Source organism: Ruminococcus sp. AM26-12LB (assembly GCF_003480785.1).
GTDB classification, from domain to species: domain Bacteria; phylum Bacillota; class Clostridia; order Lachnospirales; family Lachnospiraceae; genus Blautia_A; species Blautia_A fusiformis.
Window position 1 is genome coordinate 1 of record NZ_QUJX01000003.1, and the last position, 22463, is coordinate 22463.

A 22463-nucleotide genomic window follows, 5' to 3' on the forward strand; every position below is an offset into this window, starting at 1 on the left:
GGGGCGGAACAAGCTTGCTTGTGGAGAACCATTTATGGTACAGACTGGACATTTGCGAAGCAAATGACATCGAACGACGGAGTCGTGAGATGACCACCGCTGGAGTAGCCAAAAGAACAGGCGATGTAGCTTTAGCTGCGAGCCCGTGAAAAAAGGTGAATCGGTACGCAGGTTAAAATTGATTCAAAAAAGATTAACGATCATCAACAGAACATGTATGTAGTTTTGAATATACAATCATGAAAGAGTGGCTTAAACAGCCACTTTTTTATTACCCATAAAAACTGTCCCCTAAAAAAACATAAAAATTGCCCCTTGTAATATACCCAAACAAGCGGTACTATAACATCCAAGTTATTACATTCCTACATTAATACAATCATACATTAAAGTAATAACAAAGGTAATAACGAAACGAGAGGGGAATTATTATGAACACACAGAACAACACAGTAGTTAAACTTGCAGAAACTGCGTTATTAGCAGCTTTATGTTATGTATCCTTCACATTTCTGCAGATCAAGATCCCGGTGCCGGGCGGAGACGCAACATCCATTCATATTGGAAATGCTTTCTGCGTACTTGCAGCACTGCTTCTGGGTGGCGTATATGGCGGACTTGCCGGAGCTATCGGAATGGGAATTGCAGATATCATGGACCCTGTTTATATCACAGGCGCACCGAAAACCTTTGTACTGAAATTCTGTATCGGTCTGATCGTAGGTCTTGTGGCACACAAGGTTGCAAAGATCAATGAGAGTACAGATAAAAAATATGTTTTCAAATGGAGTGTGATCGCATCTGTCGCAGGACTTGCATTTAACGTAATTGCAGATCCTGTCGTAGGATATTTCTACAAACAGTACATTTTGGGACAGCCACAGGAACTGGCACAGGCACTTGCAAAAATGAGTGCGGCGGCAACCTTTATCAATGCAGTTGTATCTGTAATTCTGGTAGCGATCATCTATAATGCAGTACGTCCGGTACTGATCAAAAGTCATCTGATCACAGTTACCAACAACAAAAATCAGGTTGCGTAAAACGATATACTAAAAAAATAATAGAAAACAAGAAATAACACAAGACAGCGAAATGGAAGTTAAAATCCATTTCGCTGTTTTTTTATGCGGGTATAGGATCATTTTTTATATGGTTATCCGCACATAGAAAACAAATTTCGGAACAACCAAGATCTGTTTTGACGTATCCATGGCAGTGATCGCCGCAGTATTTTCCTTCGTATTTGCGGGAAGACTGGATGGTGTAAGAGAAGGTACTGTTATTTCCGCATATTCTCCCGCACCTTCGTAGGTGTGCACCCGAAGTGCTCTTGGAACATCCGTCGAAACAGCTTATAATTGGTGAATCCATGGCGTTCCAGAATCACATGCACAGGGTCTTTCGTATTGATCAGATCTTTGTAGATAAAAGAAAGTCTGTATTCATTCTGATATTCCAGAAATGTAACCCCCATCTTTTTCTTGAAAAAACGGCAGAAATATCCAGTCTGGAGATAAGCAACACCTGCAATCTCATCCAGAGAAATAGGCCGTTTGTAATTCTCAGAAATATAATTCAGCACCAGATTCAGCCGGTCCAGATCTTTTTTCAGCCGGCTTAGATCACTTTGAAAAACTTTGACACTGAAATTGTGACACGGCTGGAACAAAAGTTCAAAGATCAGGATATTGCAGACGAGAGTCGTATGGTGGAGTAAAAAGATACAAAAAAGCGGAGATTTATCGTTATAAAGACTATTGAAAATAAAAGAAGTTTGTAGTAAGGTAGTAGCTACAACGCTTACGAAAGGGAAGACTGTTTCGGGTGGGCAGTCTTCTTTTTGTGGAGAATTTTGGATGAAGGAAAACGAAAAACAAGGGGGAAGAATTTATGGAGAAGGTAAAAGAGAAATCTTCTTTTTTCCGAAAGTTCGTAGGAGATAAGAGGTTTTATCTGATGGTCCTGTCTATTGCAGTACCGATCATGGTACAGAACGGGATCACAAATTTTGTCAGTCTTCTGGACAATATTATGATCGGTCGTATCGGTACCGAACAGATGTCTGGAGCGGCGATCGTCAATCAGCTGATTTTTGTATATAATCTATGTATTTTCGGCGGGGTGTCCGGAGCGGGAATTTTTACAGCACAGTATTTCGGACAGAAGGATCATGAGGGTGTCCGCCAGACACTTCGTTATAAACTGTGGATGGCAGTGATTCTGACAGCGATCACCATTATACTGTTTCTGACAGCTGGGGGTTCACTGATCAGCATGTATTTAAAAGGTGACGGAACCGCACAGGAGATCAGGGATACTCTTATTTATGGGAAACAGTATTTATGGATCATGCTTCTGGGACTTCCGCCATTTATGATGGTGCAGGTCTATGCAAGTACCTTACGTGAATGCGGTGAGACCGTACTTCCAATGAAGGCCGGGATTGTGGCAGTGCTGATCAATCTGATATTTAATTATCTTCTGATCTATGGAAAATTCGGATTCCCGGAAATGGGAGTAAGAGGTGCGGCTGTTGCCACAGTACTCTCCAGATATGTGGAAGCCTGCATTGTCCTGAGCTGGACACATAAGCATACAGAAAAGAATATTTTTGCACAGGGTCTGTATTCAACATTAAAGGTTCCGGCGAACCTGACAAAGAAGATACTTATTAAGGGAACCCCGCTGCTTCTGAATGAGACTTTATGGGCAGCCGGAGTGGCTATGCTGACACAGTGTTATTCAGTCCGTGGACTGAACGTGGTTGCGGGATTAAATATTTCCAATACCATCAACAATGTATTTAATATCGTATTTATCGCACTTGGAGATTCGGTAGCCATTGTTGTAGGACAGCTTCTGGGGGCAGGTAAGATGAAGGAAGCCAGAGATACGGACAACAAGATGATCGCATTTTCTGTGTTCTGCTGTACCTGCGTGGCAGCTGTGATGTTTGTAATGGCACCACTGTTTCCAAGGCTTTACAATACCAATGCTGAGGCACGTACTCTGGCGAAATATTTTATTATGCTCACAGCATTTTTCATGCCGCAGAATGCATTCTTGCATGCAACATATTTTACTTTGCGTTCCGGTGGAAAGACCATCGTTACATTTCTGTTTGACAGTGTGTTTATCTGGGTGGTAAGTGTAACGATCGCATTTACCTTAAGCCGTTTTACAGGTCTGCCTGTACTTGTGATCTACGCAATGGTCCAGGCAGCGGATATGATGAAATGTGTCATTGGATTTATCCTTGTAAAAAAAGGCGTATGGCTTCAGAATATCGTTTCATAGAATTTTTTGAAATCTTCCGGGAGGGGTGCTTCCAGGGAGATTTCTTTTTTGGCATTTTTGTCATGATGCATGGAAGCCCGGGTGTCGGAAGCAGATTCATCAATTGAAAATGGAAGTTGAAATTTAAGCTTCCATGCGTGGAGTGCAGCCCGGGAAAACGGATTCGATATGTCCGATAAACAGTACAGAGAATCACCCAGAAGAGGATGCCCGAGAGATGCCATGTGTACACGGATCTGATGGGTACGGCCGGTTTTCAGACGGAGCATTACAAGAGAAGCCGGAGCTGCTGCGTCAGGGCCGGTAGATTTCAGAACAGAATAAAGGGTTTCTGCATGTTTGCTTCCGGGAAGCGTGCCATCTGTGGATACGACCATTTTCAGACGGTTATCCGGGTCAGGTGCAAGGGGAACGGAGATCCTGTGAAAAGCTCCATCTTCATCCACAGGCATGAAACCGGAAACTGCAGCCAGATAGGTTTTCTCTGAAATCCCTTCTTCACGCTGGTTCTGTAATCTGGCGGCAGCAGTCTGGTTCCTGGCAAAGAGCAGGATACCGGAGGTTTCTTTATCCAATCGTCCGATAGACCGGACTTTGGTAGGCTCTCCTTTGGAACGGAAATAGGAAGCCACCTGGTTGGCGAGACTGTCACTGTAGTGAGAACCGGAAGGATGAGTGACAATCCCGGCAGGTTTATTTATGGCGAGGATATCCTGGTCTTCGTATATGATCGCCAACTCAGGAAGAAACTGTGACGTTGCAGCCAGTGAATGATAAATGTGAGAATTGACATCAGAACCTGCAAATTCTGAAGTTGCGGAATCAGAATATGAAATTGCGTCTGCGGAGAACTGGAAATTGTGATTGGACGAATAGACGGTAAAGGATGAAGATTCCAGCTGGGCAGAATCCACATCGTCCGCTTCCAGGCATACTATGATCTGATCCCCGGGATAAGCGTTTTCCGTTACCCGGCACTGCTGTCCGTTTTTCCGGATACCACCGGGACGAAACTTCGCCTGGCTGATCTGCTTTTTTGTAAGACCTGCCTGCGTGCGAAGAAAGCGGGAGACAGGTGCCGGAACAGCTGTTTTCGGGATATAGATAGTAAGATAGCGGTTCATTGTGAGGAATCCTCCGATTCTATTAAATTAATAAATATTTACAGGAATTTGGATGCAGGAGATTTTTACTTATGCTGATAATAAAAAACAGCAACTTGAGTCCGATCCCTCAGCTGCAGTTTATCCAGAATGGAACTGAGATAATTTCGTACCGTTCCCTCACTGAGAAACAGTTCTGTGGCAATCTCCTTATTGCTGTATCCGTTGGCGATCAGCCGGATGATATCCAGCTCCCGTTCACTGATGTTTCTGGAAGCATAATCAAATCCGTCGGAAGACTGCAGGAGTTCAGGGATTTTGGATATGATCTCTGTGCCGAATACGGTCTGGCCGGAGTAAACCGCCTGAAGAGCCGGAAGAATGCTGGTATGATCCTGCTTCAGAAGATAACCCTTTGTGCTGAGGCGGAGGGCTTTTACAATATATTCATCATCGGAAAAAGTAGTCAGAAGAAGAATTTTTGCCTCCGGAAATTCGCCCAGGATCTTTCTGGACGCTTCCAGTCCGTCCATTCCTTTCATACGGATATCCATCAGAAGAATATCCGGAAGATACTCTCTGTACAGAGAGCAGGCTTCTTCACCATCAGAGCCGGTGGCAGTCACTTCGATATCCGGGTTTGCTTCAAGAATGGTTTTTAGTGCTCCTGCAACCAGGCAGTCGTCGTCTACGATTATAATTTTCATGTCAAAATCTCCTGTTTATGAGTTATAAAAAGTAAATTTACAGATCAGAAAAAACAGACGGATCCAATATGCCGGGAAAGTACTTTGATCAAATCAGGAAGGTTTCCGGCAAAGTGAGAAATATCTGTCTGATTCAATTAGAAACAGATTTCGGGATCGTCACAAAGATCCGAAAACCATTCTCCTGCGTAATCTGGACCGTACCGCCCAGCGCCTTTGCACGGTCACGGATATTGGACAGTCCCATACCACCGGAAATATTTTTGGCCTTATTGCTGTCTGATCCAGTTTGAATATCCGGAATTCCATTTTCCGGTGTCCCATTATCCTCAATGCACAATTGATAAAGTGCAGGATGCTCCCGCAGAAGAATATCCACAGAATCCGCATTACTATGCCGCATCACATTGGAAAGCCCTTCCTTTGTAATACTGATCAGACTGTATTTCACCTCTCTTGGAATCTGCCTAGACATATCACAAGTAAGATTCACCGGGCAGAAGGTGAAATCCTTTACAAGTCCTTTTATGGCATCTTCCAGATCTATCGCATCGTCATGAAGATCATGTACACTGGAACGGATGCTGTTCATAGCACCGTTCAGGGATTCTTCCAGATTTCCAAGCAGAGGATCAAGAGAATCATTTTTGTTGATGGTTTTGCAGGCAGCAGTCATAAGGATAGAACGGGATAGTACATGTCCCACATTATCATGGATCTCTCTGGCAATTCTGTTTCGCTCGCGCAATGTAGCAGCATAAATCTCGTAATCCTGTTTTTCCAGAAGTGCCTTGTTTTTTTCAGAAAGAAGAAGCGTATGTTCCTCACTGTCATCCCGGATCTGATGAAAATCCTGGTAAAGAGCCTGATATTTTCCGGCATAAAGCCAGAGAAAAAATGAGAGAACGAAACCAAAAATCCCAAGCAGACAAAGAACTGCCGGAAATCTATTGATCTGAAAAACCAGAAATCCCCAAAGTGGAAGCGCAGCCACTGCCAGAGGAAAAAGCCCGGCAGATAAGGTCTGATACAGCAGCAGCGGGAAAAACAGAAGAAAATCCGAAAACCATAGGGAACATAATCCAAAGATCACATAGCTTCCTGCAAGAACCGGAATGATATTTCCGGCGGGTTTCAATACTGGCAAAGAATTGTGGGAACAGGATTCTGTTTTACATACCCTGCACAGATAAGTAATGCAGCAAAGGATCACCGCAAAAAGGAGGGCAAACACAAGAGCCTGATCTGCAGGCACATAAAAAAATGTTAAAGTACTGTATAAAAGCAATAGTATGGAATCTGTAAAATAACGCATAAAAAATATACCCTCCTTTCTACTACAGCATTTTCCGAAAGTCAGGCAGATAACCGGCTAAAATTATCGTATCCTGTTCCGTGAGAACCCCTTTTGCTGCACAAATTTCTGAAATCAATGTGCCTTTATTATAATATACCGGTTCCTTCCCTGCAAAGAAAAATCTATCCTTCTGAAAAAGACATGACATTTGTCATTCGCAGGTGGTGACATTCAACACTTGGAGCAGACAGAAGAAAAGGATATAATGGCATCATAGAAGAAATATGAATTTCTGCGAAAAAGACATAAAAGTCCTGTTTAACGGACTGTAAAAAAGGAGGAAAACATATGCCACAGAGTATGGTCCACATAGAAAATCTGGTAAAACGATACGGTGATCTTACCGCACTGAATCATCTGGAACTGGATATCCGGGAGGGTGAGATCTTCGGATTACTTGGTCCCAACGGCTCGGGAAAAACAACGGCCATCAGCTGCCTTTTGTCACTTCTGAAATATGACAGAGGTGAAATAAAGATATTCGGAGAAGAGATGAAGCCGGACAGCTATAAGCTCAAGGAACAGATTGGGATCGTGCTTCAGAATGTAGCCGTTTTTGATGAGCTGACAGTGCAGGAAAATATCGATTATTTCTGCGGCCTTTACATACGGGACAGGAAACAGAGAAAAGAGCTGGTGGAGGATGCCATTGAATTTACAGGTCTTGAAGATTTTCGCAAAATGTACCCGAAGAAGCTTTCCGGGGGCCTTTTACGAAGATTGAACATTGCCTGCGGGATCGCCCACAAGCCAAGACTGATCATTATGGATGAGCCGACGGTAGCTGTAGACCCACAGAGCAGAAACAAGATCCTGGAAGGGATCCAGACGCTGAACCACCAGGGCTCCACCATTATCTACACATCCCATTACATGGAAGAAGTGGAGCAGATCTGTACCAGGATCGCCATCATGGATCACGGAAGAGTCATCGCTCAGGGAACAAAGGAAGAATTGAAGCAGATGATCAAAACAGGAGAGACCATCACCGTAGAAGCCATTGCCCTGGAAGAAAAAAATCTCCGGGATATCCGCACACTGGAGCATGTGTTTGATGTGCAGTATGAAAAACAGGTGCTGGTCGTGCGCTGTACCGATGCGAAGCATAACCTGATCCGGCTTCTTAATTATCTGCAAAGCCAGGATATTTCTTTTGGAAGAGTCTTTTCCGAACTGCCTACATTAAATGATGTCTTTCTGGAGATCACCGGAAAACAGCTGAGAGATTAGGAGGGATGGGAGATGTTGCATTTACTGAAATACAGTTTTCTTTCCAAGATCCGGAATTTTAACATTGTATTCTGGCCGCTGGTCTTTCCGCTTGTGCTTGGAACTTTTTTCTATTTTGCATTCGGAAATATCAATGAAGCAGATTTTCAGACGGTTCCGGTGGCAGTGGTGAAGGAAGCTTCTGCGGATACGTTTTTAATGACCTATCTGGATGAAGTGGAAAAAAGCAGCCCAGATCTTTTAAAAGCAGAAGAAATGTCGGAAAAGGAAGCGCTGGAAGCACTGCAGGATAAAAAAGTAGAAGGGATTTATTATGTGGGAAAAGAGCCTTCCCTTACAGTAGCAGGAACCGGAATAGAAGAAAGTATCCTTCAGACAGTTCTCGACAGCTGTGAAAACACCAGAACGACCATCACCAATATCATGAAAAAAAATCCGCAGATGGATATGGAAACCATGAAATCCTTGTTAAGTTCCGACAGCCTGGTAAGGGAAGTCTCTCTTGGCGGCCGGACCATTGACGGAAATGTGCAGTTCTTTTACGCACTGATCGCCATGGCCTGCCTGTATGGATGCTTTATCGGATTTGGCTCTGCGATCGGGATTCAGGCCAATATCACACCTCTGGCAGCCAGAAGGTGTGTAACGCCGACCCACAAGCTGAAGCTGATCCTTACAGACCAGCTGACATCTTTTGCTCTGGGCTATGTGGACGTGATCATTCTGATCCTGTATCTCCGGTATATTCTCAATCTGGATTTTCAGGGACAGATGGGAAAAATGCTGGTGGTATCTTTTTTCGGAAGTCTCATCGGTGTATCTATGGGAATGTTTATAGGCAGCTTCGGAAAAATGCAGGAAGGCGTCAGAATCGGGCTCATGCTTGGAATCTCTATGGTAAGCAGCTTTCTTGCCGGACTGATGAACGGAAATATGAAGGATATCGTGGAAAAAAGTGTTCCGTTTGTGAACCGGATCAATCCTGCATCACTGATCTCAGATGCGTTTTACTGTATCAATGTATATGATGATATGACCAGATACTATAGAAATCTGATCACACTGGCGGTAATGTGCGTGGTGCTGGTGATGGCATCCTTTTTCATGGTCAGGAGGGAACGTTATGACAGTATTTAAAGGCTATATGAGGATCATGAAAAAAAATACAGGTCTGATCCTCCTGTATCTGGGCATTTTTTTCGGAGTGACAATGGCACTTCAGGCAGCGGCCGGTAAGGAAACTTATACCAGCTATGAAAGCGAAAAAATAAAGATCGGAGTGGTGGATAAAGACAACGGACCACTTGCAGAAGGACTGGTAAAATGGCTTGAAGGTACGCATCACGTGACCATGCTGGAGGATAACAGAGAGAAGCTTCAGGAAGAGCTTTTTTACAGAAATGTGGAGTACATCGTGGTGATTCCTGAGGATTTTTATGAGAACTGTATGGTAAACGGCGAAAGTATTTCTGTGACCAAGGTGCCCGGATCTTATTCGGCATATTATGTGGATCAGCAGCTTGAGAGCTGCCTGAATACAATGCGGACATATCTGAAAGCCGGTTTTTCCCAGAAGGAAGCGGCAACAGCGATCCTGGATAAAAAAAGAGGAGAAGTCACCATGCTGGATACAGATGAAAACAGTGGTACGTCCGGATGGCTCTATTATTTCCGATATATTCCATATCTGTTTCTTGCATTACTTTGCTATGTGATGGGATATGTTCTGATGGCTTTCAAAAAAGACGATATACCAAAGAGAATGCAGGCATCTGCGATCTCTGCAAGACGACAGAGTCTGGAAGGGCTTCTGGCCATGTTTGTGATGGGTGGGGGCTTATGGGGAATCGGTATGGCTGGAGCTATCCTTATGTATGGAAAAACATTTCTCAGTTCAGAAAATTTAGGATACTATGTACTGAACACTCTGGTAATGATGGCAGTGGCACTTTCACTTTCCTATCTGATCGGTCTTTTTGTAAAAAACAGCAACATGTTAAGCGGAATCGCAAATATCCTGTCTCTTGGAATGTGCTTTCTGTGTGGTGTGTTTGTTCCCATGAATATTATGGACAGAAACGTCCTGAAGGTGTCTCAGTTTCTTCCTGTGTACTGGTATGAAAACGTAAATGAGACTCTTGGAAGTTATAGCCACCTAACAGGTGAGGCAGCTGTATCGGTGTGGAAAGGCATTGGACTGGAAGCTATGTTTGCGGTAGTTTTTGTCTGCATGATCCTGGCAGTGACCAGGTATCAGAGGCAGAAATAACAGAAAATAATAGCAGATGGCTGTTAATTATGGTAGGATATAGCTGATAAAGATGATTTGCGGAGAAAAACATGAAAAAAATACAAGTTTTACTAAAACCACAATGTAATGCAGAAATTCAAAATCAGTTTGCAACAAAATTCGGAGATCAGTGCGAATTTACATTTCAGGGCAAAGAAACTGAGGATGCGATCGCAGCAGCAGAAGTAGTGATCGGAGAGCCAGAGGAAGAAGAAATCCTGAAAGCAGAAAATCTTCGCTGGATCCAGCTGACCTGGGCCGGTGCGGACAAATATACAAAAATGAAAGCATTTCCGACAGGAGTTACATTAACCAATGCTTCCGGCGCTTTTGGAAAGATCATATCAGAATATGTGATCGGGAATATCATTGCGCTGTACCGTGAACTTCCGAACTACTGGAAGAACAAACAGAAACACCTCTGGGTACAGAATCGATCATCAGAAACCATATATGGAAAAAACATTCTCATCCTGGGAACAGGGGATATAGGAAGAAATATTGCCCATAGAATGAAAGCGTTTGAAACGCATGTGACTGGAATAAAAAGAACTGCAGTCCCGGAGCATTTGCAGCAGATGAAAGAGTTTGATGAGGTATATGATCTGACAGCGCTGGATCAGCAGCTTCAGAAAGCGGATATTGTGATCGGCTGTCTCCCGGGAACACCGGAAACAAAAGGCCTTCTGAATTACGAACGGCTGTATTCCATGAAAAAAGATGCAATTCTGGTTAATGTAGGAAGAGGAAGCCTCATTCCAACAGAAGACCTGATCAGAGTACTGGAGGAAGGCCACTTAAAAGGAGCGGTCCTGGATGTATTTGAAACAGAACCATTGCCGGAGACATCACCTCTTTGGAATATGGAAAACGTCCTTATCACTCCACACATTGCAGGCCCGAGTTTCGGTGGAAACGCTGAAGTCCAGGATATGATCTGGAACATCTGTATGGAAAATATGGAACGATATCTGAATGGAAAAAAATTAAAAAATATTGTCCGGTTAAAGGATGGGTATTAAATAAAAAAGATAGTTACAAGCTCCTTCTGATAAACTGTGAAGCAGTTATCCGGTTATGAGCAAGTAGCGAAGCGGATTCTTTTATCCGCTTGACTAAAAATACATTTATGGATATTTAAGAAAGAGACAGAGTGCATAATGATAACACGCCAGAAACTGATCGATCAGATAGAAAAATACAAGCCATATAATGAGCAGGAGGAAAAAGATAAAATCCTGATCCTGGACTGGATCAGGAATAATGAGAATGCTTTTTCCAGGGAAAATGCAGTAGCCCATATGACAGCTTCTGCCTGGGTAGTAAACAGAGAACGGACGAAAGTCCTTATGGTATATCACAACATATACAATTCCTGGTCCTGGCTTGGAGGACATGCAGATGGAGAGACGGATTTACTGTTCGTTGCTGTCAGAGAAGTAAAAGAAGAGGCAGGGATTTCCAATGTTCGTCCGGTGTCAGAAGAGATTTTTTCCCTGGAATCCCTGACTGTAGACGGCCATATGAAAAAAGGAAAATATGTATCCAGCCATCTGCACTTTAACCTAACATATCTCCTTGAGGCAGATTCAGAAGAGGCTGTTTCCATAAAAGCAGATGAAAACAGCGGTGTAGCCTGGTTTTCACCGGAAGAAGCATTGATGAGATCAACAGAACCGTGGTTTGTGGAACATGTTTATATTAAGCTTTTGAAGAAAATGAATCTATGTTATAATGGGATAAAGACAAAAGAGGTTTGACATTGACTGAGCAAATACGAAAATCTGACTGTAATGTAAGACAATACAGTTTTGCAGGAATCGACGGGAAGCAAGGCTAAAATAAAAGAATAAAGGACTGGATTGTATGAAAATGCAGTCTTTTTTTTATTCATAAGGAATAGGGAAACTGTTAGCTGAGAAAGGGGGAAACAAACATGAAAAATTATTCAGAGGATGCGGACAGACAGTATCACATTCAGGTAGCAAAAGGAGAAGTGGGACGTTACGTTATTTTACCGGGAGATCCGAAACGCTGCAAAAAGATCGCACAGTATTTTGATGATCCGGTTTTGGTAGCAGATAACCGGGAATACGTAACATACACCGGAACACTGGACGGAGTGAAGGTAAGTGTGACATCTACCGGAATCGGCGGACCGTCCGCTTCTATCGCAATGGAAGAGCTGTATCGGTGCGGGGCTGATACATTTGTACGCATCGGAACCTGCGGTGGAATGCAGCCAGAGGTAAAAAGTGGTGATATTGTTGTTGCAACGGGCGCGATCCGTATGGAGGGCACCAGCAAAGAGTATGCACCTATTGAATTCCCGGCAGTGGCAAATCTGGAAGTGATCAATGCACTTGTGGAAGGAGCAAAGAAAGAAGAATGTGAATTCCACACAGGTGTGGTACAATGTAAGGATTCCTTTTATGGCCAGCATGAGCCGGAAACCAAGCCGGTCAGCTATGAACTGATGAATAAATGGGAAGCGTGGAAACGTCTCGGCTGTCTTGCGTCGGAGATGGAATCCGCTGCTCTTTTTATAGTGGCAAGCCATTTAAAAGTACGTGTGGGCTCCTGCTTCCTGGTGCTTGCAAATCAGGAAAGAGAGAAGCTGGGTCTGGATAATCCTGTGGTACATGATACCGATAAGGCAATCCAGGTTGCAGTACAGGCGATCCGTGAACTGATCCGTGCAGATCAGGCACAGAAAAAAGAAGAATAACGTATACATGCCTGATTCAGGAAAGGTGGGAAAATCATGGAAAAGAAGCAGATCAAAGAAATGATCGATCTGGCGATCAGACAGATGGACTATTCCTATGCGCCATACTCACATTTTCATGTAGGGGCGGTACTTCTTGCAAAAAACGGTACCTATTATACCGGGTGTAACATAGAAAATGCTGCATATACTCCAACAAACTGTGCGGAAAGAACTGCTTTTTTCAAAGCGGTCAGTGAAGGCATGAGAGACTTTCAGGCAATCTGTATCGTTGGCGGCAAGGATGGTGTTCCTACAGAGTATGCAGCACCCTGTGGAGTATGCAGACAGGTTATGATGGAGTTCTGTGATCCGGAAACCTTTCAGATCATACTGGCAGTCAGCAGAGAAAAATATGATATCTTTACGTTAAAGGAACTGTTGCCATTTGGATTTGGACCGGATAATCTGAAGAAACTGAAGTGATAAGCGCATGTGGATACGTGCAGAGATTTTCACGATATGAATGCAGTGAGAAGTAAAATATTGAAAAGTGATCGCCCGGATGTTGATATGACAGGCCGGGCGATCACTTTTTCTGCCATACAATAAAAAACGCTGAAAATCCTTAATTAAGGTTTTTCAGCGATTCTAATAGCAGGGGATGAGAGAATCGAACTCCCACCAAAGGTTTTGGAGACCCCTATCATACCATTTGACCAATCCCCTATATTAAATTGTGTTTTCATCACTGTTGCAATTATACATATAAAATATACAATTGTCAAGAGATGAGAGTGCTTTTTGTATAATAAAATATAAATAAAATTCTTCCTGTCATAAATCGGCAGAAAAGCGGAGATGGAGGGATTTGAACCCTCGCGCCGGTTGCCCGACCTACCGCATTTCGAGTGCGGACCCTTCAGCCACTTGGGTACATCTCCGGATGCAAACCTTTATTATTATATAAGGTATCCGGAGAAAGGTCAATCTTTTTTAAAACTTTTCTTTTTTGTATTATTGACGAATCTTCCAGACTATAATATGATAATGAGATAAAGTGTACAGACAGAAGTGGATGTGCAGAAATGGAGGGAATTATGAGCGATAAGAAATCAGCGATTCTCAGAGCGGCGAAGGGTCTTACTGAGAATTATGCTTCAGAAGAACTTTTTATGCCGAAGAGCGGTAGACGTTTGCCGAACCGTTCGGTGATCATTGATATAGTAAGAGATCTGAAATCTATTGTATTTCCGGGATATTTCAGTACGGATACCAGTGCTACCGTATTTCCGGAGTATTATGTGGGACACAGACTGAATGATCTTTATGACAGATTGAAGAATCAGATCGAGATCGCACTTCTTTATCACGGAGAGGAACCGGAAGAAGCAGCAGCTCATGCAGACAGAACTGCATGTGGATTTTTTGAGCAGCTTCCTGAGATCCAGAGACTGCTTCTGACAGATGTACAGGCTGGTTTTGATGGTGACCCCGCAGCCAAGAGCAAGGAAGAAATCATTTTTTCATATCCGGGATTATTTGCTATCTACGTGTATCGTCTGGCACATGTTCTTTATAAAGAAGAGATCCCATTTATCCCGCGCGTGATGTCGGAATATGCTCATGGCCGTACAGGAATCGATATCAACCCGGGAGCGACCATCGGAGAGTATTTCTTTATCGATCATGGTACCGGTGTGGTTGTAGGTGAGACTACAGAGATCGGAAATAATGTAAAACTGTATCAGGGAGTGACACTGGGAGCGCTTTCCACAAGAAAGGGACAGCAGCTTGCCAATGTAAAACGTCATCCGACGATCCGTGATAATGTAACGATCTATTCTAATTCCACAGTGCTCGGTGGTGAGACGGTTGTAGGAGAGAATACGATTATAGGTGGTAATACCTTTATCACAGAATCCATTCCTGCAAATACCAAGGTCAGTGCAAAAAGTCCAGAGCTTGTGATCAAGAAACCGAAGGCCCAGGTTTCTGCCACAAATGTATGGGAGTATTGATAAAAAATCCAATAAATAAAAAAATAAAAAATTTCAAAAAACCTGTTGACAAATAAAACAGCATGCTATATACTAATCATCGTTGCAGCGGTCAAGTGATCGGTAATCACCGAAGCGACGATGCGCGGGTGTAGTTCAATGGTAGAACACCAGCCTTCCAAGCTGGATACGTGGGTTCGATTCCCATCACCCGCTTATGCGATAGTGGCGTAGTTGGTAACGCGCGACCTTGCCAAGGTCGAGACCGCGGGTTCGAGCCCCGTCTATCGCTCTCATCGAAGGATGAAGATTTACAATTTCATAACTGCGGGTGTAGTTCAATGGTAGAACACCAGCCTTCCAAGCTGGATACGTGGGTTCGATTCCCATCACCCGCTTGTGCGATAGTGGCGTAGTTGGTAACGCGCGACCTTGCCAAGGTCGAGACCGCGGGTTCGAGCCCCGTCTATCGCTCTTCGGAACTCTGAGGATGATCAGAGTTCTTTTTTGTTGCGAAAAAATCCTCTGCTTTATTTTTATGCAGCAGAGGATTTTTCGCGTTATGTGTTACTGCGTAGCTTATTCAGTTGTTTCACCCTGATCGATCAGAGTATAGAAGGTCAGAAGATAAAGCCCGCATAAGCCTACAAGTCCGTAGATGATCCGGGAGAGCCAGCTCATGCTTCCGAACAGGAATGCTACCAGATTAAAATTAAAGAAGCCGATCAGACCCCAGTTTATGGCACCGACCACAGCAATGGTCAGGGTGAAGTACTGCAGACATTTATTTGACATAAGTCACCATCCTTTCGTTATACATGAAATAGTTTTTCATGGAATCGAAAAAATATACACAGGAATGAGAAAAAGAAAAACGGAAATTTCTGCCAGCCATGAAAAAATCATGAAGGAGAAATTTCCGTTTTCCTTTCATATGCAAGATAAAATGTAAATTTCCGGTTTATCGAATTTGGATCGTAAATATCCGCCAGGCGATTCCGATATCTTACTTCAGCTTCAGAATCTGAGAGGTTGTCTGTCCGCCGCTTACATTCAGAGTTTCTTTGCCCTGAAGCGTTACATCACTGGTAGTATCCTTCAGAAGAAATACCTGGCATACAGTGACGGTTTTTCCGGGATCAATGGTGCTCATGTAGTTATCTACAGCATCATCGCTGGCTTCCGGATAAGTTCCTTCCAGAACTTCTCCGTTCTGGGAAGCCTGCAGGGTGAAGTCTACAAATGCACTGGACTGGGAATCGCCGGAGTTTGTATAGTCGTAGTAGATCATCAGACAGGGATTTCCGCCGTAGTCCTTGGAAATCGCAAACTGTTTGAAACGGACGGAGAATTTGTCAGTTGTAATATCAATGGATGCACTTGTGCCCTCAGCAGAGGCCGTGCTGCCTGGGGTGGAAGAATCCTCTGCAGCGGCAGAACTGCTATCTGTGCTGTCATCCGTAAGCTGGGATGATATTTCGTCTTTTACGCTTTTGAAGTTTGCACACATAACCTTGACTGTGGTGTCATCCAGAGAAACGATCTTCCAGTCGCTGCCGATTTTGATCAGAGGATAGGTAATATCGATCTCACTGTATTTCTCATCAGCTGTGGAAGCATTTTCGGCAAGAAGTGCAGCGAGCATTTCCTGGATATCATCCTGTGTCATTTCCTTTCCGGCATAGGCTGCGACAGCAACCTTACGGGTGTATTCCTGAATAGTTGCTGCATAGATATTGGTTCCGTCAATATATTTCATGTGAACCGTTATCCTGGCAGTTCCGTTCTGGATGTCAAATTTGTTTTTGGTGATCTTGTAGGTCATTTTTTTGTTGACGGTAGTGAAGAAATCTGTGTAAGCAGAATCACGGATATCTGCATCATCCAGAGCGCTGAGATCATGACTCTGGAGAAGGTTCTCCATTGTGGTAAAATCCATGTTCTGCATTCCTGTGAGAAATTTTTCTGTGGCTTCTACCGGTTTATGGCGCTGCATCATATACCAGGCGGTTCCGCCGGCTGCGGCAGCGATCAGAAGGATGATCAGACAGATCACGAGAGGCTTTTTGCTTTTTTTCTTTCTGTGGGGAGTGTCGCCTTCAAAATCATTGGAGATCAATGATCTGGAGAGCTCATCGTCATAAAAATCATTATTGTCTTCTGTATTCATTATTCCTCCTTACAATAAGTCATTCTGGTTTTCGGGTGGGTAAGTCAGAGGATATCTGTTTGCATTTGCGGGCAAACAGCATCACCCTGTGTTACCGTAACGATTATATCATAGGTTTACTGTTTGAGAAACCCCCTGTGTTATGATATACTGGAAGACACAGAAAAAGTGGTTGAGTACAGGTGACAAAGCGGAATGCGAATGCCCGCTTTATGCAGCAGAAAAGGTGAGGTGAAATATATGTTACGGACAATTCAGTATTCATTTCCTTCAAAAGCAGACGGATTGGAAATTTCCTGCCTGGCAGTAGTGCCGGAGTTGGAACGTAATGAGAAATACCGTGGGATCATACAGATCGTTCACGGAATGAGTGAGTACAAGGAACGCTACATTCCTTTTATGGAATATATGGCAGAGCGAAAATATATAAGTGTGATCCATGATCACCGTGGCCATGGGAAAAGCGTACGCAGTAAAGAGGATCTTGGGTATATGTACGGTGGGGGGGCGGATGCCATGCTGCAGGATATCCATACGGTGAACTGCTTGATCAAGGATCATTTCCCAGGTATTCCGCTGATCCTTTTCGGACACAGCATGGGCTCTCTGGCAGTTCGTGCCTATGCAGCGCATCATGACAGCTGTATGGATATGCTGATCGTCTGCGGCTCACCCAGCTATAATGTATTTCGTCCGGTCGGAGTAGCTCTGGCAAAGGCGGGAAAGACTGTTTTCGGGCCTAAACACAGTGCGGGTCTGATCGAGATGATGTCTTTTGGAAGCTATGCAATGCGCTTTAAAAAAGAAAAAAACCGTTTTTCCTGGATCTGCTCTGATCCGCAGGTTGTGCAGGATTATTCGGATTCAGAATACTGTGGATTTACCTTTACGGATGATGCATATCTGGCACTTTTTGACCTGATGAAAAGAGCCTATGATGTGAAGCACTGGAAGTGTACAAAGCCGGAAATGCCGGTGCTGTTTATCAGTGGGGCGGAGGATCCCTGCATGGGAAATGTGAGACAGTTTGCGAAGTCTGTCCGTGCCATGCGTTGTGCAGGATACCGGGATGTCCGGGGAAAATTATATCCGGGAATGCGCCACGAGATCCTGAATGAGAAAGACAGGGAAAAGGTTTATCATGATATATTTACATATATCTGCAAAAAAGGACTTTGAACGCTCTGTGACAGAGTGATATAATAAAAATCTGAGTGCTCCTGCAGACATCTGTGAGAGGGCGCAACTACTGAGAAAACAGGAGGATTCGTAAATTATGAGAGCAAGTGGGATTTTACTTCCAGTGTCCAGTCTGCCATCGAAATATGGGATCGGATGCTTTTCTGAGGAAGCATATGAGTTTGTAGACCAGCTGGCAAGAGCAGGACAGAAATACTGGCAGATTCTTCCTCTCGGACCTACCGGATATGGAGATTCACCATACCAGTCTTTTTCTACCTTTGCGGGAAATCCGTATTTTATTGATCTGGAGGCTTTTGTAAAAGAGGGATATCTGGATAAAAGTGATTGCGAGGACTGTGACTGGGGTACAAACGAGAGCTATGTGGATTATGAGAAGATTTATAATTCCAGATTTCGGCTTTTGAGAAAAGCCTTTGAAAATTATGACTGTGAGACAGATCAGGAGTACCGGAAGTTTGTAAAAGAAAATGCTGCCTGGCTGGAAGATTACAGCCTGTATATGGCAATCAAGGACAGCCTGAATGGGATCAGCTGGATCGAATGGCCTACGGAACTTAAAAACAGAGAAAAAGCTGCATTGGCTGAAGAAAGAGAGAAGCTTGCAAAAGAAGTGGGATTTTACTGTTTCCAGCAGTTCTGCTTTTTTAAACAGTGGACAGCACTGAAAGCTTATGCAAATGCTAAGGGAGTGGAGATGATCGGAGACATCCCGATCTACGTTGCGTTTGACAGTGCGGATGCCTGGGCACAGCCGGAATTGTTCCAGTTTGATAAGGAAAATATTCCGATCGGCGTTGCCGGATGTCCGCCGGATGCTTTTTCCGCCACAGGGCAGCTCTGGGGAAATCCGCTTTATGACTGGGAATATCACAAGAAAACAGGCTATGCATGGTGGACACGCCGAATGGCAAATTGTATGAAGCTTTATGATGTGGTAAGGATCGACCATTTCAGAGGCTTTGATGAGTATTATTCCATTCCGTACGGAGATAAAACTGCGGAGTTCGGTCACTGGGAAAAGGGACCGGGAATGGATCTGTTCCGTGCGCTTGAAAAGAATCTTGGAAAGCTGGATGTGATCGCAGAGGATCTTGGTCTCCTTACAGACAGTGTGATCGAGATGGTGGAAGAATCCGGATTCCCGGGAATGAAGGTATTGCAGTTTGCTTTTGACGAGAATGAGGACAGTCCGTATCTGACGCACAGATATGAAAGGAATTGCATTGTTTACACAGGTACTCATGACAATGAGACAACAAGAGGATGGTTCCGCAATCTGAGCCAGCATGACCGAAATTTTGCCAGGGCCTATATTGGCTGTGAGGGCAAGCATGAGACTGCGGCAGTGTGGAGCATGATACGTGCGGCGATGTCCAGTGTTGCAGATCGCTGTGTGATCCCGGTACAGGATTATCTCTGCCTTGGAAATGAGGCAAGGATCAATGAACCGTCAACTCTTGGTGACAACTGGAAGTGGCGTATGAAAAAAGGCCAGCTCAATGAAACAATTATTCAGAAGATTTATAAAATGACAAAGCTTTATGGAAGACTTGTAAAAGAAGAAACGGAAGAGAAGGAAAAAACAGAAGCTGACAGGGAAAAGATATCTGACAAATAGAGAAATATAAGGATATCAGAAAGGACAGAAATACATCATGGAAGAACAGAAAAGAGAAAATAAGGAAGAGCTGCAGCAGGAAACTGCTGAGGAAAAGAATTCCGGACAGGGAAATTCTTCCACAAGAAGCAGTCTTCTGTGGATCTTTGCAGGAGGCTATCTTGTGTATACAGGATATCGTCTCTGCGCCAGTGTCATAAGCGGAGCAGAAGACTCCGGTGTGGTATTTCTGGCAGCGGGAGGTATTTTTGTTGTGATCGGAGCAGTGCTTTTGATCATGGCGATCCGTAATCTTGCAAAGGCTGGCGCACAGAAACATGAGCTGGAAGAAGCTGCTGCGAAAAAAGCGGCAGAGGAAGCTTCTCAAAATCCGGAAACCGTGGCAAAGAAAAAAATGTCAATTGCGGAGCGGGCGCATCTTGCGGAAAATCTGGATGACGCACCGGAGGAGAAAGACGAAAAATAAAACTGGATGCAGGTGAGAGTAAAATGCCTGCTGAGATATGACGATTAGTAATAGCAAAAACGGAACATCATAAGGCCCAAAAATCCTTATGTATGTTCCGTTTTTTAGATCAGGCAGATCGCAAAACAGTTATCTGCGTCTTTGCGCGTTTCTGCGTTTTTTTCGAGATTTTTTTCTGTTGGGGGTATGTAAGGTAGACCAGCAGAATGCCTGTACCAGCAAAATTCCGATCATTGCTCCGCAACTGTCGATCCCTACATCCCTTACGGAAGGTCCGCGGGCCTCTACAAAAGACTGATGGTATTCATCCAGTCCGGCAAATCCCACACATACAAATCCGGCAAGGAGCATCAGCCAGATTCCCCGAACTCCGTATACATAGAGGGGGAAGGAAATAGATATGGCCAACAGGCAGTATTCTGTCATGTGAGCAGCCTTACGGACATAAAATTCGATACCTGCAGCTTCCTGGGAAAGCTGTTCCAGGCTTTTGCCGGAAGCTAATATTTCGTTTTTGGTTTCTACGATCTGGTAGCTGATCTTATAGCTCAGGGCACCGGAAACATCTCCGGTCTGTGCGGAAAAAGAGTAGATCACGCACATCATCAGGATCGCAGGTGCAAAAGAAAAAGGTTTTAATAATGTAATCAGTATTTTCATGGCTCTTAATATAGCACTCCCGCATGGAAAAGTCCAGAAAAATACAGAAAAAGAACAGGGAAAAGGAAAAACAGGGAGAGAAGGTTAAATGGGATAGGAGGTTAAAGGGGAAGTGGACAGTAAGGACTGAAATGTGTTAGAATATAAAATAAATTTCAGGGGCATTTTTAAGAAAAAAGCAGCCCGGGATCGAATAGAAGAAAATTACAGGAGGAAATCAACAAATGAGTCTTGCAGATAATATATTCATTGACATGTGCAAAGATGTCATAGAAAACGGAACCAGCACAGAAGGTGAGAAGGTACGTCCTGTGTGGGAGGATGGAACTCCGGCTTATACCATCAAGAGATTTGGTGTTGTGAACCGTTATGATCTCCGGAAGGAGTTTCCGGCACTGACTTTAAGAAAAACAGCGTTAAAGAGTGCAATGGATGAGATTCTATGGATCTGGCAGCAGAAATCCAATAATATCCATGATCTTCACAGCCACATCTGGGACAGCTGGGCAGATGAGAATGGTTCCATCGGAAAAGCCTACGGCTATCAGTTAGGTGTGAAGCATCAGTATAAAGAGGGAATGATGGATCAGGTAGACAGAGTTCTTTTTGATCTTAAGAACAATCCGTACAGCAGAAGGATCATGACCAATATTTATGTACATCAGGATCTCCACGAGATGAATCTTTACCCATGTGCCTATTCCATGACTTTCAATGTAACCAAGGAACCCGGAAAAGACAAGCTGGTCCTTAATGCAGTGCTGAACCAGAGATCGCAGGATATCCTGGCTGCAAACAACTGGAATGTGTGTCAGTATTCTCTTCTTCTCATGATGATCGCACAGGCCTGCGATATGGAAGCCGGAGAGCTTGTTCATGTGATCGCAGACTGCCATATTTATGATCGTCATATTCCGGTAATTAAAGAACTGATCTCCAGAAAACCGTATCCTGCACCGACAGTAAAACTGAATCCGGAGATAAAGGATTTTTATAAATTCACCACCGATGATCTGATCGTGGAGAATTATGAGACATGGCCACAGATCAAAAATATTCCCATTGCAGTATAATTGCATAAAGAAAGGAAGAAAGAATGAATATTATTGTTGCAGCAGATAAAAACTGGGGAATCGGAAGAAATAATGAACTTCTGGTAAGTATTCCGGCAGATATGAAGATGTTCCGTGAGGAAACTACAGGAAAAGTGGTTGTTATGGGAAGAAAAACACTGGAGTCTTTTCCAAACGGACTTCCTCTGAAAAACAGAACCAACATTGTGATCACCGGCAACAGGGATTATCAGGTAAAAGGTGCGGTGATCGTTCACAGCATCGAGGAAGCACTGAAGGAAGTGGAGAAATATCCGGCAGAGGATGTGTACTGTATCGGCGGAGACAGTATTTACAAACAGATGCTCCCGTACTGTGATACAGCTCATGTGACAAAAATCGATTTTGCATATGAAGCGGATGCGTATTTTCCAAACCTGGATGAGGACCCGGACTGGGAGATCACAGCGGAGAGTGAAGAACAGACATACTTTGATCTGGAATATGCGTTTGTAAAATACGAGAGAAAAGATAGGTAATGTGAGCACAGATCATAAAGCAGAATGAGAATGCCCGCTTTGTACAGAAAAACAATGAAGA

Annotated in this window: 22 protein-coding genes and 6 tRNA genes; 19 read left to right on the forward strand and 9 right to left on the reverse strand. The window is 43.8% G+C overall.

Annotation, left to right across the window (positions count from 1 at the left end):
- Positions 1-431 precede the first annotated feature (431 nt).
- Positions 432-1043, forward strand: a complete 612-nt coding sequence (locus DW694_RS02255; protein WP_118752486.1) for an ECF transporter S component — start codon at positions 432-434, stop codon at positions 1041-1043.
- A gap of 239 nt (positions 1044-1282) precedes the next feature.
- On the opposite strand, the gene DW694_RS17095 is transcribed toward DW694_RS02255, so the two are convergent.
- Positions 1283-1585: an AraC family transcriptional regulator gene (locus DW694_RS17095; protein ID WP_242981921.1), complete on the reverse strand. Its 303-nt coding sequence runs from the start codon at positions 1583-1585 to the stop codon at positions 1283-1285.
- Positions 1586-1893: 308 nt separating this feature from the next.
- On the opposite strand from DW694_RS17095, the gene DW694_RS02265 reads away from it, so the two are divergent.
- Positions 1894-3300, forward strand: a complete 1407-nt coding sequence (locus DW694_RS02265; RefSeq protein ID WP_118752488.1) for an MATE family efflux transporter — start codon at positions 1894-1896, stop codon at positions 3298-3300.
- Here the strand turns inward: DW694_RS02265 and DW694_RS02270 are convergent.
- From DW694_RS02270 to DW694_RS02280, 3 genes are all read right to left on the reverse strand, one after another.
- A complete protein-coding gene (locus DW694_RS02270; RefSeq protein ID WP_118752489.1) occupies positions 3282-4424 on the reverse strand; it encodes an RluA family pseudouridine synthase in 1143 nt (380 codons plus the stop codon). The genes DW694_RS02265 and DW694_RS02270 overlap by 19 nt on opposite strands.
- A gap of 65 nt (positions 4425-4489) precedes the next feature.
- Positions 4490-5110, reverse strand: a complete 621-nt coding sequence (locus DW694_RS02275; RefSeq protein ID WP_118752490.1) for a response regulator transcription factor — start codon at positions 5108-5110, stop codon at positions 4490-4492.
- 133 nt (positions 5111-5243) lie between these two features.
- The gene (locus DW694_RS02280) at positions 5244-6425 is read right to left on the reverse strand and encodes a sensor histidine kinase (protein ID WP_118752491.1); all 1182 of its coding nucleotides are present in this window, start codon (positions 6423-6425) and stop codon (positions 5244-5246) included.
- Positions 6426-6755: 330 nt separating this feature from the next.
- Here DW694_RS02280 and DW694_RS02285 point away from each other — a divergent pair, with 330 nt between their 5' ends.
- The 7 genes from DW694_RS02285 to DW694_RS02315 all read left to right on the forward strand — a co-directional run bounded on the left by DW694_RS02285 (position 6756) and on the right by DW694_RS02315 (position 13180).
- A complete protein-coding gene (locus DW694_RS02285) occupies positions 6756-7697 on the forward strand; it encodes an ABC transporter ATP-binding protein (protein WP_330591194.1) in 942 nt (313 codons plus the stop codon).
- A gap of 12 nt (positions 7698-7709) precedes the next feature.
- Entirely contained in the window at positions 7710-8834 is a 1125-nt protein-coding gene (locus tag DW694_RS02290) for an ABC transporter permease (RefSeq protein ID WP_118752492.1), read from the forward strand.
- Entirely contained in the window at positions 8821-9966 is a 1146-nt protein-coding gene (locus DW694_RS02295) for an ABC transporter permease (RefSeq protein ID WP_118752493.1), read from the forward strand. The genes DW694_RS02290 and DW694_RS02295 overlap by 14 nt, the downstream gene beginning before the upstream one ends.
- Positions 9967-10037: 71 nt before the next feature.
- Positions 10038-11009, forward strand: a complete 972-nt coding sequence (locus tag DW694_RS02300) for a D-2-hydroxyacid dehydrogenase (RefSeq protein ID WP_118752494.1) — start codon at positions 10038-10040, stop codon at positions 11007-11009.
- Positions 11010-11147: 138 nt separating this feature from the next.
- Positions 11148-11747, forward strand: coding sequence for an NUDIX hydrolase (locus DW694_RS02305; RefSeq protein WP_114001704.1), 600 nt, complete (start codon positions 11148-11150; stop codon positions 11745-11747).
- Between the two features lie 176 nt (positions 11748-11923).
- Positions 11924-12715: a uridine phosphorylase gene (udp, locus tag DW694_RS02310; protein ID WP_015524320.1), complete on the forward strand. Its 792-nt coding sequence runs from the start codon at positions 11924-11926 to the stop codon at positions 12713-12715.
- A 36-nt stretch (positions 12716-12751) separates the two neighbouring features.
- Positions 12752-13180, forward strand: a complete 429-nt coding sequence (locus tag DW694_RS02315) for a cytidine deaminase (protein ID WP_118752495.1) — start codon at positions 12752-12754, stop codon at positions 13178-13180.
- 172 nt (positions 13181-13352) lie between these two features.
- Here the strand turns inward: DW694_RS02315 and DW694_RS02320 are convergent.
- Both DW694_RS02320 and DW694_RS02325 read right to left on the reverse strand, forming a co-directional pair.
- A tRNA-Trp gene (locus tag DW694_RS02320) sits at positions 13353-13423 on the reverse strand.
- A gap of 127 nt (positions 13424-13550) precedes the next feature.
- Positions 13551-13638: transfer RNA gene (locus DW694_RS02325), tRNA-Ser, on the reverse strand.
- A 156-nt stretch (positions 13639-13794) separates the two neighbouring features.
- Here DW694_RS02325 and epsC point away from each other — a divergent pair.
- From epsC to DW694_RS02350, 5 genes are all read left to right on the forward strand, one after another.
- Positions 13795-14715: a serine O-acetyltransferase EpsC gene (gene epsC / locus DW694_RS02330; protein ID WP_022426729.1), complete on the forward strand. Its 921-nt coding sequence runs from the start codon at positions 13795-13797 to the stop codon at positions 14713-14715.
- Positions 14716-14839: 124 nt separating this feature from the next.
- Positions 14840-14910, forward strand: a tRNA-Gly gene (locus DW694_RS02335).
- Between the two features lie 3 nt (positions 14911-14913).
- Positions 14914-14986 (forward strand) — tRNA-Gly (locus DW694_RS02340).
- Between the two features lie 35 nt (positions 14987-15021).
- Positions 15022-15092 (forward strand) — tRNA-Gly (locus DW694_RS02345).
- A 3-nt stretch (positions 15093-15095) separates the two neighbouring features.
- Positions 15096-15168 (forward strand) — tRNA-Gly (locus DW694_RS02350).
- 105 nt (positions 15169-15273) lie between these two features.
- Here DW694_RS02350 and DW694_RS02355 read toward each other — a convergent pair.
- Positions 15274-15489 (reverse strand): DUF378 domain-containing protein, encoded by a 216-nt coding sequence (locus DW694_RS02355; protein ID WP_015524323.1) that lies wholly within the window; start codon positions 15487-15489, stop codon positions 15274-15276.
- A gap of 211 nt (positions 15490-15700) precedes the next feature.
- Positions 15701-16864: a DUF5067 domain-containing protein gene (locus tag DW694_RS02360; protein ID WP_244095926.1), complete on the reverse strand. Its 1164-nt coding sequence runs from the start codon at positions 16862-16864 to the stop codon at positions 15701-15703.
- A gap of 240 nt (positions 16865-17104) precedes the next feature.
- Here DW694_RS02360 and DW694_RS02365 point away from each other — a divergent pair, with 240 nt between their 5' ends.
- From DW694_RS02365 to DW694_RS02375, 3 genes are all read left to right on the forward strand, one after another.
- Positions 17105-18043, forward strand: coding sequence for an alpha/beta fold hydrolase (locus DW694_RS02365; protein WP_118752535.1), 939 nt, complete (start codon positions 17105-17107; stop codon positions 18041-18043).
- A 97-nt stretch (positions 18044-18140) separates the two neighbouring features.
- Positions 18141-19685: a 4-alpha-glucanotransferase gene (gene malQ / locus DW694_RS02370; protein WP_092071385.1), complete on the forward strand. Its 1545-nt coding sequence runs from the start codon at positions 18141-18143 to the stop codon at positions 19683-19685.
- A 37-nt stretch (positions 19686-19722) separates the two neighbouring features.
- On the forward strand, positions 19723-20151 hold the full coding sequence (locus DW694_RS02375; RefSeq protein ID WP_092071388.1) for a hypothetical protein: 429 nt from the start codon (positions 19723-19725) through the stop codon (positions 20149-20151).
- 129 nt (positions 20152-20280) lie between these two features.
- Here DW694_RS02375 and DW694_RS02380 read toward each other — a convergent pair whose 3' ends face one another.
- Positions 20281-20811, reverse strand: a complete 531-nt coding sequence (locus DW694_RS02380; protein WP_022426633.1) for a VanZ family protein — start codon at positions 20809-20811, stop codon at positions 20281-20283.
- A gap of 224 nt (positions 20812-21035) precedes the next feature.
- Here DW694_RS02380 and thyA point away from each other — a divergent pair, with 224 nt between their 5' ends.
- Positions 21036-21884, forward strand: a complete 849-nt coding sequence (thyA, locus tag DW694_RS02385; protein ID WP_015524333.1) for a thymidylate synthase — start codon at positions 21036-21038, stop codon at positions 21882-21884.
- A gap of 23 nt (positions 21885-21907) precedes the next feature.
- Positions 21908-22402 (forward strand): dihydrofolate reductase, encoded by a 495-nt coding sequence (locus DW694_RS02390; protein WP_015524334.1) that lies wholly within the window; start codon positions 21908-21910, stop codon positions 22400-22402.
- Positions 22403-22463 lie beyond the last annotated feature (61 nt).